Annotated in this window: 11 protein-coding genes; 4 read left to right on the forward strand and 7 right to left on the reverse strand. The window is 65.3% G+C overall.

Annotated features, from left to right (window positions below):
* Positions 1-109: 109 nt before the first annotated feature.
* The gene (locus AC5STI_RS00630; RefSeq protein WP_495445217.1) at positions 110-1,393 is read right to left on the reverse strand and encodes a uracil-xanthine permease family protein; all 1,284 of its coding nucleotides are present in this window, start codon (positions 1,391-1,393) and stop codon (positions 110-112) included.
* A gap of 342 nt (positions 1,394-1,735) precedes the next feature.
* Positions 1,736-1,960, reverse strand: a complete 225-nt coding sequence (locus AC5STI_RS00635; protein WP_174148795.1) for a YdcH family protein — start codon at positions 1,958-1,960, stop codon at positions 1,736-1,738.
* Between the two features lie 181 nt (positions 1,961-2,141).
* On the opposite strand from AC5STI_RS00635, the gene AC5STI_RS00640 reads away from it, so the two are divergent.
* The 3 genes from AC5STI_RS00640 (at position 2,142) to AC5STI_RS00650 (ending at position 3,785) form a co-directional block, all read left to right on the forward strand.
* Positions 2,142-2,555, forward strand: a complete 414-nt coding sequence (locus AC5STI_RS00640) for an Hsp20 family protein (RefSeq protein ID WP_027244437.1) — start codon at positions 2,142-2,144, stop codon at positions 2,553-2,555.
* Between the two features lie 5 nt (positions 2,556-2,560).
* Positions 2,561-2,785: a DUF1150 family protein gene (locus AC5STI_RS00645; RefSeq protein WP_475050655.1), complete on the forward strand. Its 225-nt coding sequence runs from the start codon at positions 2,561-2,563 to the stop codon at positions 2,783-2,785.
* A 115-nt stretch (positions 2,786-2,900) separates the two neighbouring features.
* A complete protein-coding gene (locus AC5STI_RS00650; protein WP_495445218.1) occupies positions 2,901-3,785 on the forward strand; it encodes a PhzF family phenazine biosynthesis protein in 885 nt (294 codons plus the stop codon).
* A 15-nt stretch (positions 3,786-3,800) separates the two neighbouring features.
* Here the strand turns inward: AC5STI_RS00650 and AC5STI_RS00655 are convergent, their stop codons facing one another.
* The 5 genes from AC5STI_RS00655 to trxB form a co-directional block, all read right to left on the reverse strand.
* The gene (locus AC5STI_RS00655; RefSeq protein WP_495445219.1) at positions 3,801-4,616 is read right to left on the reverse strand and encodes a hypothetical protein; all 816 of its coding nucleotides are present in this window, start codon (positions 4,614-4,616) and stop codon (positions 3,801-3,803) included.
* A gap of 221 nt (positions 4,617-4,837) precedes the next feature.
* Positions 4,838-6,913: a bifunctional sulfate adenylyltransferase/adenylylsulfate kinase gene (locus tag AC5STI_RS00660; protein ID WP_495445220.1), complete on the reverse strand. Its 2,076-nt coding sequence runs from the start codon at positions 6,911-6,913 to the stop codon at positions 4,838-4,840.
* Between the two features lie 236 nt (positions 6,914-7,149).
* Positions 7,150-8,829 carry an adenylate/guanylate cyclase domain-containing protein gene (locus AC5STI_RS00665; protein ID WP_495445221.1) on the reverse strand — a complete coding sequence of 560 codons (1,680 nt, stop codon included), beginning with the start codon at positions 8,827-8,829 and terminating at the stop codon, positions 7,150-7,152.
* Between the two features lie 73 nt (positions 8,830-8,902).
* Positions 8,903-9,961: a Hint domain-containing protein gene (locus tag AC5STI_RS00670; RefSeq protein WP_495445222.1), complete on the reverse strand. Its 1,059-nt coding sequence runs from the start codon at positions 9,959-9,961 to the stop codon at positions 8,903-8,905.
* A gap of 377 nt (positions 9,962-10,338) precedes the next feature.
* Positions 10,339-11,280, reverse strand: a complete 942-nt coding sequence (gene trxB / locus AC5STI_RS00675; RefSeq protein WP_475050668.1) for a thioredoxin-disulfide reductase — start codon at positions 11,278-11,280, stop codon at positions 10,339-10,341.
* A 240-nt stretch (positions 11,281-11,520) separates the two neighbouring features.
* Here trxB and AC5STI_RS00680 point away from each other — a divergent pair, with 240 nt between their 5' ends.
* Positions 11,521-12,021 (forward strand): Lrp/AsnC family transcriptional regulator, encoded by a 501-nt coding sequence (locus AC5STI_RS00680; protein ID WP_475050671.1) that lies wholly within the window; start codon positions 11,521-11,523, stop codon positions 12,019-12,021.
* The last annotated feature ends 154 nt before the right edge of the window (positions 12,022-12,175 follow it).

Consider the following 12,175-nt stretch of genomic DNA (forward strand, 5'->3'; position numbering starts at 1 on the left):
CACCCGACAATTGAGTGCACGCAACGGTTTTATCGTCATTTCCGGGGAGGGGCCACAGGTTGGGCCGCGGAGGGCTGCGCCCGCCGGAGCAGGCGGGCGCAGCGCAGGATCAGTCCCGCTGTTTCGGCAGGATCAGGTTCAGCAGCAGGCCCGCAACGCCGGAGAGGCCGATGCCTGCCAGGGTGAAGCCTTCGCCGAATTGCAGTGTCAGGCCGCCGAGGCCGATGATCAGAACGGTGGAGATGATCACCATGTTGCGGGCCTCGGTCAGCGCCTCGCCCAGTTTGGCCAGAACCGACAGGCCGACCACGGTGACCATGCCGAAGAGCAGGATCATGATCCCGCCCATCACCGGCATCGGGATGGTGGACAGAGCGCCCGAGAGCTTGCCGACAAAGGATAGCGCAATCGCGAACAGCGCCGCCCAGGTCATGATCGCCGGGTTGAAGGCGCGGGTGAGGGTCACGGCGCCGGTCACCTCGGAATAGGTGGTGTTGGGCGGCCCGCCCAAGAGGCCCGCGGCGGCGGTGGCGAGGCCGTCGCCCAGCATGGTGTTCTGGATGCCGGGCTTCTCCATGTAGTCGCGCTTGGTCACGTTGGAGATCGCCAGGATGTCGCCGAAATGCTCAATCGCGGGGGCGATGGCGACCGGCAGGATGAACAGGATGGCGGCCAGGTTGAATTCCGGCGCGACAAAGCCGGGGACCTTGAACCAGGGGGCGTCCGCGACGGCGGCGGTGCTGACCAGGGTTTCGCCGGTCACAGCGCCGAGGATCAGGGCCGCGATATAGCCTGCGGCGACACCGGCCAGGATCGGCACGATGCGCATGATGCCGCGGCCGAGGATGGCGGTCAGCATCGTGGTGCCGAGCGAGATGGCGGCGAGCAGCAGCGCGGTGTCGCGCGGCATAACCTGGGTGTCGCCTGCCAGGCCGGTGGCCATGTTGACCGCAACCGGCGCCAGCGACAAGCCGATCACCATGATCACGGGGCCGACCACCACCGGCGGCAGCAGCCGGTGCAGGAAGCCGGAGCCAAAGGCGCGGATGGCGAAGCTGAGCGCCACATAGAGCAGGCCCGCCGCAGCGAGGCCGCCGGTGGTGGCGGCCATGCCCCAGGTCTGCACGCTGTAGATGATCGGCGCGATGAAGGCGAAAGACGACGCCAGGAACACCGGCACCTGGCCGCGGGTCACGATCTGGAAGATCAGCGTGCCAAGCCCCGCAGTGAACAGCGCCACGCTGGGGTCGAGGCCGGTCAGCAGCGGCACCAGCACCAGCGCGCCAAAGGCGACAAACAGCATCTGGGCGCCGATCAGCGCTTGTTTCGGTGTGAAGTTGTAATCAGCAGCCTGCGTCTCAGGCGCCGGGATCTGTTCCCTCGCAGCGGTCATTGTCTCGCTCGTTTTTTGTTCAGAGGCTTGTTTCCGAAGGCTTCGCGGTGAAACCGCCGGAGACAATCGGGCTGCTCCTAGCGGGTTCATGGCTGTTTGACCATCCGTTAAGGCGGATAATCCGGGCCGGAACGCCAGCCGGCAGCGGGGCAGGCGGGCGGGACCGCAGCGCGCCTTCAGGCGCGCTGCCTTGCCCAACGCCAGGCTGGGCAGCCCGGCTGCACCGCCAGGGGGCGGGAGAGCTTGGCTTTTGGAAAAAATGCTGCGTTCTGCAGCGGGATCCCGGGCAGCTTGGGCTCCGGGCAACAGGCACTGTGCGCGGCCGGTCCGGCCGGCGCGGCGTCAGGCGATAATGTCCGGGGTCAGCCGGTCTTCGATCAAGGCGATCTTGTCCTTGAGGATGAGCTTTTGTTTCTTCAGACGGCGGATGGTCAGCTGGTCGGCGGTGCCGCGCTCTTCCAGCGCGGAAATCGCTTCGTCCAGATCGCGGTGCTGCCTGCGGAAAACCTCCAGCTCAACCTTGAGGACCTCATCCGTCTTCATCGACACATCTGTGGGTGCATTCATGGGCGACTCTGCAAAGCTGATGAATGAAGTGAGGCTGAAGATACTTCGTTAACGGCTTTTCCGCTAGACCTATGAGCACATGCTCTTGTGAAACCAGCAGGAACTTCCCATATTCTTTCGCAGGCGGCTGCCGTGTGAGGGGCCGTAAGCATCCGTCGCTTTGGCATAAAGGACGATTAAAGTGTCGAAACTTACCTTGGGCTCCTACCCGCATATGCTGGGGTTCGAGCAGCTGGAACGCCTCCTCGAACGCTCGGCAAAATCGGGCAACGAGGGCTATCCGCCGTATAATATCGAACAGACTTCCGATTTTTCCTACCGCATCACCCTGGCCGTGGCCGGTTTCGCCGAGGAGGACCTCGCGATCACCGTCGAGGACCGGCAGCTGGTGATCCGCGGCCGCCAGCGCGACGACAGCGAAGGGCGGGTATTCCTGCACCGCGGCATCGCGGCGCGCCAGTTCCAGCGCATGTTCGTGCTGGCCGATGGCGTCGAAGTGGGCGAGGCGGTGATGGAAAACGGGCTGCTGCATGTGGATCTGACCCGCTCGCGGCCGGAAACCGTTGTCCAGACGATCAACATCAAGAAGGGGTAAGAGCTATGCATACACCGTTTGACTTCAAACAAGGCGCTGACCGGACCGTCTATGTGAAGGCGGTCGCGGTGGCAGATCTTCCCGCGGACGTGCAGCAGAACGCGGGCGGCCGCGAGCAGCTTTATGCGGTGCACGATGCCGAGGGCGGCCAGCTGGCGCTGGTGGCGGACCGCAGCCTGGCCTTTGTGCTGGCGCGCCAGAACGACATGACGCCGGTGCCCGTGCACTAAGTCCAGCGGGCGTCCAAGTGTAAGGCCAGCGGATTGACTTCCGCTAACAGGCTTTCAAGATGCGAAAGGCGGGCAGGGGCCCGCCTTTTTGATTTTCTGAAACCGGGGGGCGGCAATGGCACGCTATGACTTCGACTGGGTGGATGCGTTCTCTGCCCATGCTTTCGGCGGCAACGGCTGTGCAGTGGTGCATGGCGGCGCGGATCTGCCGGAGGCGGTCTGCACGGCTTACGTGCGGGAGACCTCGCTGGTGGAATGCACCTTCACCGGCCCGTCGGAGGTGGCGGACGTGAAGGTGCGTTATTTCCTGGCCAGCCGCGAGATCCCCTTTGCCGGCCACCCGACCGTTGCCACGGTGGCGGCGATGCGGGACCGCGGGCTGATTGAGGGTGACAGCATCACGCTGGAAACCGGGGCGGGGATCGTGCCGGTCAGGCTGGACGGCGGTCTGATCGAAATGACGCAAGTGGCGCCGGAGTTCGGCCCCTTTGCCGATCCCGGGCTGGTGGCAGAGGCGGTGAGCCTGCCGGTTGAGGCGATCGTGGGGCAGCCGCAGAAGGTCTCCACCGGGCTGCCGTTCTGCGTCACCTTGCTGCGCGACCGGGCGGCGCTGGAGGCAGCAAAGCTGAATCTGGAGGCGCTGGCGGCCTTGGGCCAATCGCTGGGGGCCGATGGCATCGACATGATGGAGCCGTTCCTGGTGACGCTGGAGGGGGCGACGGAGGCGGGCGACACATTCTCGCGCCTGCTGATGGCGCCGCCCAGCCCGCCGGAGGATCCGTTCACCGGGTCCGCCACCGGGGCGATGGCGTCTTATCTGTGGCATCACGGCCTGATGGAGAAGACGGAATTCACGGCGGAGCAGGGCCACGGCCTGGGCCGCCCCGGCCAGGCGCGGGTGGTCCGCGTTGGCAGTGCGGAGGCGATTGAGGGTGTGCGCGTTGCGGGTGAAGGGTTCGTGCTGATGCGCGGCACGGTGGACCTGCCAGCGGCCTTGTGAGTGCAGGCGGCGGCGTCAGGCGGGTTCTGCCGCCGCCAGCCCGTATTCGCGCAGCGTCAGGTCAAACGCGCTGCCGCTGCGGGGCGGCTGAGTGGAGGGGCCTTTCTGATGCACGTGCAGGCCGATGATATCGGGCTGCCCCAGCAATGAGGCCGTGTGCGCCGGGTCATAAAAATCGCAGCTGGCGCCGGGGAGATAGTACATTGATTTCATTGGCTTGGCCTCCCCGAACCGGTTCTGCCGCTTGAGAATCCGCACCATTGCCTCGTTGCCGTAGACGGTCATGCCGAGGTCGGTTGCGCGGAACTTGCGGCCGAGCGCGCGCAGCAGCGCGGGCTTGACCACCCGCCGCTTGAAGCCCAGCCAGTCCGGCCAGAGGTCCGGGTGGTCCAGCACCTTGAGGAAATCGCAGACGAAGGGATCGTCCGGCGGAAAGTACAGCGCGGAATAGCCCACGGTTGAAGCGCCGTCGAAGGCGAACCAGGCTTGATCCGGGTCCGGCTGGAAGTCCTGGAACAGGATGACGTCGGTATCGAGCCAGAACCCAAGGCCCTGTTTCTGAAGCGCGATCCGGAAGATGTCGGAGTAGCTGAGCCGTTCCTGGCGCGGGCTGTACCGGGTGCGGATCAAAGGTTTCAGGCGCTCCAGCGTGTCCAGCGGCAGGATCTCCCCTGCCGGTTTCAGGCAGACGCCGGGCGGCACGCCAAGGGGCGGGCAGGCGGGGTCGGGAACGTAGAGATCCACGCCGCAGGTGTGGCGCTGCCAGGACAGGAGGGCCAGCTGTGTCAGCAAAGGCAGCTCTTCACCGATCCAAAGAGAAACTGCTCGCACCTGAAATCCGCCTGTAATTCTATATATTTGCCACAGGATTAGCGGATTTCCGCCGACGCGGAAAGCGTTCCGGCGCAGGGCCGTGCGCATCAGCGGGGGACCGTTGCCTTTTTGACCACGGCAAAGAATGGGGCGCTGCACCGGTTCAGGGGCCTTGAGGCACTGAACGGAAAACGGCCCGCCGAATGGCGGGCCGTTCCAATATCTCGCTGCTGTCAGGCTCAGGCTTTGATCAGGCCCATGCTTTCCAGCTTGAGCAGCACCTGGTGGGCGCAGTTGTCGACGTCGACGTTCTCGGTCTCGACCGACAGTTCCGGGTTCTGCGGCACGTCGTAGGGGTCGGAGATGCCGGTGAACTCTTTGATCTTGCCTTCGCGGGCCAGTTTATACAGGCCCTTGCGGTCGCGGCGCTCGCATTCCTCGATCGAGGTGGCAACGTGCACTTCGACAAAGGCGCCGAACTGTTCGATGTCCTCGCGCACGGCGCGGCGGGTGGTGGCGTAGGGCGCGATCGGGGCGCAGATGGCGATACCGCCGTTCTTGGTGATCTCCGACGCGACATAGCCGATGCGGCGGATGTTGAGGTCACGGTGCTCTTTCGAGAAGCCCAGCTCGCTCGACAGGTTCTTACGAACGATGTCGCCGTCCAGCAGGGTCACGGGGCGGCCGCCCATTTCCATCAGCTTGACCATCAGCGCGTTGGCGATGGTGGATTTGCCGGAGCCGGAGAAGCCGGTGAAGAACACGGTGAAGCCCTGCTCGGCGCGCGGCGGCTTGGTCTTGCGCAGCTCGGCGACCACCTCGGGGAAGGAGAACCATTCCGGGATTTCCAGGCCCTCGGCCAGGCGGCGGCGCAGTTCGGTGCCCGAGATGTTGAGGATGGTGACGTTGTCGCGGTCCGCGATTTCGTCGTTCGGCTCGTACTGGGCGCGCTCTTGCACATAGACCATGTGCTTGAAGTCCACCATTTTCAGGCCGATTTCCTCTTCATAGGCGCGGAACAGCTCCTGCGCGTCGTAGGGGCCGTAGAAGTCTTCGCCTGCGGAGTTCTTGCCGGGGCCCGCGTGGTCGCGGCCGACGATGAAGTGGGTGCAGCCGTGGTTCTTGCGGATCAGGCCGTGCCAGACCGCCTCGCGCGGGCCGGCCATGCGCATCGCCAGGTTCAGCAGCGACATGGTGGTGGTGGCTGCCGGGTATTTGTCCAGAACCGCCTCATAGCAGCGCACACGGGTGAAGTGGTCGACGTCGCCCGGCTTGGTCATGCCGACAACCGGGTGGATCAGCAGGTTGGCCTGGGCTTCGCGCGCGGCGCGGAAGGTCAGCTCCTGGTGGGCGCGGTGCAGCGGGTTGCGGGTCTGGAAGGCCACGACCTTGTTCCAGCCCAGCTTGCGGAAGTAGGCGCGCAGCTCGTTCGGGGTGTCGCGGCGGCCGCGGAAGTCATAGTGGACGGGCTGCTGGATGCCGGTCACGGGACCGCCCAGGTAGACCTTGCCCGCGGTGTTGTGCAGGTAGTTCACCGCCGGGTGAGCGTCGTCATCGGCGCCAAAGACCTTCTCCGCTTCGCGCGCCTTGTTCGGCACCCAGTTGTCGGTGACGGTCATGGTGGCGAGGATCACGCCTTCCTGGTCGCGCAGCGCGATGTCCTGGCCCGCTTCCAGCTTGGCGGCGAAGTCTTCGGACACATCCAGGGTGATCGGCATCGGCCACAGGGTGCCGTCCGCCAGGCGCATGTTTTCGACAACGCCGTCATAGTCGGCCTCGGACAGGAAGCCCTTGAGCGGGTTGAAACCGCCGTTCATCAGCAGTTCCAGGTCGCAGATCTGGCGCGGGGTCAGGTCCCAGCTGACCAGGTCGGCTGCTTCGACCTTCAGTTTCTGCGCGCTTTCGTAGGAGACATAAAGCTCAGGGATGGGAGCCAGGTTGCTTTGCATCGGATGGGTCCTGTGTTTGAGAGGGGGAAGGCCGCTTGCGGAGCCGGTGAGTTCCGCATGCAGCGCGTTGTATTCTGCGAGCTTGCGGGCGAGGAAACGATCGGTGAGGCGCACTTTTTCCGCAGCGCCCCGGGTGGTGAGCGAATAGGCGAACCGCTGCCGTTTGTCGGGGCCGGGGCGGGCGCTGACGGTGATCAGGCCGCCCTCTGCCGCCAGCCGAAGCTGGGTGTTCAGCCGCCCGAGCGAAATCCCCAGCGCCGCAGCGGTCACACGCTGCGACGCATCCGGCGCCGTATCGAGCTGGCGCAGGAGGCGGAAGAGCAGGTCTTCCTCGTCCGGGGTGGATATTGTCGCAATGTCGGTCACGGCGGGCAGCAGTAGGCTCAACGGGTTAAAAGTGTGTTCACGCGTGAACGCATTGCATGGTTCGGCCGGGAAGCAAAGCGCAATTTAGGCCGGATTGGCGATTTTTTGCCAAGTTGTTTTGGTGCAACGCATCCGTGTGTGCGGCAGAATATTCCCCGGCGGCGTGTCTGGCGGACGGTATCGTCCAGGGCAGCTGCGGGGCCGCAAACAGGTGTTCCCGCTGGCGGGCGGCAGGCTCAACCCTGTTCCTTGCCAAGCAGGCGGGGCAGGGCGGCCGCGTGTTCCACCGGCAGAGCGGCCAGCGGCGCGGAGACGCCTCTGAGCTGGAACTCCTGCAGGGCAAACCGGTCCGGCGCATAGCCTGCGGCCTGCAGCACGCGGGCGGAAACCAGCAATTCGATTCCCAGCTCCTTGGTCTTGGCTTCCAGGCGGCTGGCGGTGTTGACGCTGCCGCCGATGATGGTGCGCGGGGCATGGCCGGCGCTGCCGATCTCGCCCAGCACCAGCTGACCCAAGTGGACACCGATGCCGATTCGGATCTGCGGCTCGCCATCCGCTGCCAGCCGGGCGTTGAAGTCCTGCAGCGCGGTGCCGATGGCGGCGGCGGCGTCCAGCGCGGCCTGGGCGGAACGGGCCGGGCTTGGGGCCTCGAACAGCGCCAGCAGGCCGTCGCCGAGGTATTTGTCGACGGTGCCGCCTGCCGCGATGATGGCGGGGACGATGGCGTCGAAGAACCGGTTGAGCAGGAACACAACGTCATAGGGCAGCTGGCCGGAGGTACGGGCGGTGAAGCCGCGCATGTCGAGGAACAGGACGGCGAGCTGCTGCTCGCTGCCCTGGCTGGCATGGGCGCGCCCCTTGCGCCCGTCGGGGCGGAACATGCGGGTGACGGTAAGCGGCGTCTCAGGCCGGATCTGGCAGGCCAGGCGCATATTGGCAGGCGCCTTGACCGCGGCCAGGCTGCGGGCCTCGGGCGGGGCGGGCGGCGGCAGCGCCTCGCTGCCTTCCTCCACCACAACCCGGCAGGTGGTGCAGCGCCCCTTGCCGCCGCAGAGAGAGGTGTGGTGGACGCCATTTGCCTGGGACATCTCCAGCAGGGTCAGGCCGCGTTCGGCGCGGATCTCGGGGCCGAAGGCATAGCGGATGCGCACCGCCCGGCGCCGCCGCAGCAGCCGGTTGATAACATGCGCCGCCGCTGCCAGGGCGAGCAGGATCAGGAATGCGGCGAACCAGCGGTTGTCCGTCTGGAACAGCTCGGCAAAGACCTCGCGGCTGGGCCAGTTGAAGTCTTCCATCAGCGCCGGGCGCTGGCTGCCCTCCACGAACAGGCCATGGATGCGGCGGCCCTCGGTCAGGAAGCCGGCCAGGGCGAAGCCGGGGATGAACACGGCCAGCCCCGCCATCCAGGGGATGAGCTGCCGCCACCAGCGGGTCAGGCGCAGCCAGTAATGCAGGCCGATGCAGCCGTGGATCCAGACCGCCAGCAAGAGCGCGCTTTGCTGCCAGGCCTCCGGCGAGGCCCACATCAGCACGATCACATAGGCCATCTCGTCGTTGACGCCGTGGATTTCATGCGAATAGCGGGTGAAAAGCAGATGGCTGAGCAATTGCAGCGGGATCAGAAAGCCCAGCAGGGTTTGCAGCGCCTCGCCGGGCCGCATCCTGAGGCTGCGGCGGCGGGCCAGGTTCCACAGCGCCAGACCGGCGTGCAGGATCAGGGAGGCGTAGAGGATGAGCCCGCCGGGAAAGCTGCGGGTGATCAGCTGGCGGGCGTCCTGGAACTCCTCCATCCAGACCGGGGACAGCAGCCCCAGGCCGATATTGATGAAATGAAAGAAGACATAGGTGAACAGCACCAGGCCGGTGATGATCCGGGTGCGGGTGATCCAGTTGCCCTGCCAGAGCGCGCTCGCCAATCCGGTCCTCCTGCTTTGGGGTGTCCGGGGCAGACTGCGGGCCGCGCGCGCGCCGGTCAAGGCGGCAGGCGGGTCAGGCGTGCGGCAGTGCGGCCAGCAGGCGGCTTTCGTTTTGTTTCAGAACCATGCGGGCGGCCGGGTAGCTGCTGCCCGCATCGCGGGCCAGATCCGGGAACAGCTCCAGGATTTCCTGCCGGGTGGCGCCTGCGTCCTTGCCCAGGGCGCGGGCGCCCGGCTGGAAGCTCTCGGTCCACATGCCGTTGGAAAACACCGCCTGATGGCGGCTGAACAGCAGGTGGACGTAAGTGGTGCGGTCCACCTGCGGCTGGCTGACATTGGGATGCGCCTGCAGGTGGCTGGCGGCGGCGAACACCTCCGGCTCGCCGAACAGCATCTGGCAGTTTGCGCCCTTGAGCAGCAGCCGGTGCTGCGGCGATACCCACAGATCCTGCGAGGGCTGGCCGGGGCCAAAGGCGTTGGCGGCGATCCGCACCGGCTGCAGGTGCGGGCAGGCCTGCATCCAGCTGCGCCCGACCTGGCGGATGCCGGCCCAGAGCACCGGCTGGAACCCGTTGTCCCGGGTCAGCACCATGTCGCCGGGGCGCAGCCGCTCCACCGGGCGCAGGCCCTGATCGGTGCAGATCGTGGTGCCGGAGACGAAGCAGGGCACAAAGCTGGAGTATTCCGAAGACCCGTAGTTGCTGCCGGAGATTTTCTCGTAGCGGGCGCCATCCTTCAGCGGCGTGTCGGTCGAGAAGCCCCAGACATCGGAGGTGTAGCCGTTCTGCGAGAATACCGTGATGGTGATGACCGGGCCGAACGGGGTTCCGTATGCATCGACCTCCTGCACGTAGTGGTGCGATTCGGCCTCCACCGGGGTGCCGCTGGCCACCATGGAGCCGCCATCAATGATCTTGTGGCCCCATTCCTTGTCATCCTCCATGATGTCGGCGCTGCCTGCGGTGTCCTCCAGGGTGACCTGTTCGATGGGGTAGCTGGAATCGTAGGTGAACACCGTGCCGACGGGCGTGTCGGAGTTGTTGATGATCGAGCTGCCCGAGGACATGTAGGGGGAGCTGCCATCCACAGTGAATGCGTTCGCGTTGAACGCGCTTAAGGTGCGAATAGCCATAAAGCCCCCGGCAGAAAAGGATTTGGTTGCGGTGTTTTTCAGTAGGTTTCGCGCCTCAACCGCTAACGCCGGGTTAAGGTGCCGCGGGAAGTAAGCCGCATTTTAGCAATTGCCTGCCGAAGGTGGCCGCGCTGATAAGTCTATTTTAATCATAGGGTTGCGCAATTTTTACGCAGAGGCAGGCGAGGCGCGTTCGACTCCGGCGCAGTGCGCCTGCCGGCTGAACCTGAACATGTAAGGCGCGCGCAGGGCTGGCAGATTCTATTGCGGTCTGCGGAGCGCGCGAAAGCCGCGAAGGCGTGCCGGGAAGCAGGCAGAAGCCCCGGCTGCGGGCGGTGTCAGGGCCCCCGGCAAAACCGGGAAGCCCTGTGAATTTTTTAGTCCTGCTCTGCCAGGAAGCGTTCGGCGTCCAGTGCCGCCATGCAGCCCATGCCGGCCGAGGTCACCGCCTGGCGGTACTTGTGGTCGGTCAGGTCGCCCGCGGCATAGATGCCGGGGATCGAGGTCTCGGTGGAGCCGGGCTTCACCTTGACGTAGCCGCCGTTGTGCAGCTCCAGCACGTCCTTGACCAGCTCGGTCGCCGGGGCGTGGCCAATGGCGACAAAGACGCCCTTGCAGGGGATTTCCTTCAGCTCGCCGGTCTGCACGTTCTTGACCACGACGCCCTCGACCCCCAGCGGGTTGTCGGTGCCGACAACCTCTTCGAGGGTGTGGAACCACAGGGTCTCGATCTTGTCGTTCTTGAGCAGGCGGTCCTGCAGGATCTTTTCGGCGCGAAGCTCGTCGCGGCGGTGGATCAGGGTCACCTTGGAGGCGAAGTTGGTGAGGAACAGCGCCTCTTCCACGGCGGTGTTGCCGCCGCCGATCACCACGATCTCCTGGCCGCGGTAGAAGAAGCCGTCGCAGGTGGCGCAAGCGGAGACGCCGAAGCCCTTGAACTTCTCTTCCGATTCCAGGCCCAGCCATTTGGCGCGGGCGCCGGTCGCCAGGATCACCGCATCAGCGGTGTAGGTGGTGCCGCTGTCGCCCTTGGCCACAAACGGGCGGGAGGAGGTGTCGAGCGAGGTGATGATGTCGCCGATGATTTCGGTGCCCATCGCCTTGGCGTGCTCCTGCATCCGCACCATCAGGTCGGGGCCTTGCACCTCGGTGTCGCCGGGCCAGTTCTCGACCTCGGTGGTGGTGGTCAGCTGGCCGCCGGGCTCGATGCCCTGAACCAGGATCGGTTCCAGCATGGCGCGGGAGGCATAGACCCCTGCAGTGTAGCCGGCAGGCCCGGAGCCGATGATCAGAACCTTGGTGTGGCGCGTCTCGCTCATGTTCGTCCCTTACGTAAGCAGCATGGCGGGCTTGCCGCCGTCAGGAAATGCATATAGCGGCAGGACCCGCTGGCTTAAACCCCCCAGCCTTTGCATGCCGCGGGATGCAGATTTGCGGAAGCCGCCCGGGATTGCGGCTTGCACCTTCGGAGTGCAAAGAATATTGCGCGGCGATGAAACATTATTGCGCGGCCCAGTGGCGGTGCTATAAGAAACGCAAAATTCACAGGAGTTTCCGGCATGGTCACAACCCGTCTAGATCCGATTGATCGCAAGATTTTGTCGGAGCTTCAGGCCGATGGGCGGATGACCAACGTCGAGCTGGCCAAGCGGGTCGGCATTTCGGCACCGCCCTGCCTGCGCCGGGTTCGGGCGCTGGAGGAGGCCGGGCTGATCCACGGCTATCATGCGGATGTGAACGCGCGCGAGCTGGGATTCGAGGTGCAGGTCTTTGCCATGGTGGGGCTGGAGAGCCAGGCCGAGGTGGAGCTGAGCGCCTTTGAGGAGAAATGCCGCAGCTGGCCGCTGGTGCGCGAGTGCCACATGCTGAACGGCGAGGTGGATTTCATCCTGAAATGCGTCTCCCCGGATCTCAGCACCTTTCAAAGCTTTCTGACCGCCGATCTGCTGACCACGCCGAATGTGGCCAGCGTCAAGACTTCGCTGGTGATCCGCGGCGCCAAGGATGAGCCGGGCGTGCCGTTCGAGGTGCTGGAGGAGCGGCTGGCCCGCGAGGCCTGAGCCAGCGTCGGCCCTGCGGCGCCGCATCCGAGGTGCGGTGCACCGTTCTTGATCCAAGTCACTGTTTCTTGATCCAAATCATCGACGCGGCGGCGGAAACGCCGGATGCTGAAAGGGCGGGGCATGCCGGTATGTCGGTTTGACCCGGTCGTTG

It is taken from the genome of Leisingera sp. CC-HEC096 (genome assembly GCF_059429235.1).

What these genes read in the sequence shown, in the direction of transcription:
- AC5STI_RS00630 (WP_495445217.1), bottom strand. Translation starts at nt 1,393, where the DNA reads ATGACCGCTGCGAGGGAACAGATCCCGGCGCCTGAGACGCAGGCTGCT.
- AC5STI_RS00680 (WP_475050671.1), top strand. Translation starts at nt 11,521, where the DNA reads ATGGTCACAACCCGTCTAGATCCGATTGATCGCAAGATTTTGTCGGAG.
- AC5STI_RS00670 (WP_495445222.1), bottom strand. Translation starts at nt 9,961, where the DNA reads ATGGCTATTCGCACCTTAAGCGCGTTCAACGCGAACGCATTCACTGTG.
- AC5STI_RS00635 (WP_174148795.1), bottom strand. Translation starts at nt 1,960, where the DNA reads ATGAATGCACCCACAGATGTGTCGATGAAGACGGATGAGGTCCTCAAG.
- AC5STI_RS00650 (WP_495445218.1), top strand. Translation starts at nt 2,901, where the DNA reads ATGGCACGCTATGACTTCGACTGGGTGGATGCGTTCTCTGCCCATGCT.
- trxB (WP_475050668.1), bottom strand. Translation starts at nt 11,280, where the DNA reads ATGAGCGAGACGCGCCACACCAAGGTTCTGATCATCGGCTCCGGGCCT.
- AC5STI_RS00645 (WP_475050655.1), top strand. Translation starts at nt 2,561, where the DNA reads ATGCATACACCGTTTGACTTCAAACAAGGCGCTGACCGGACCGTCTAT.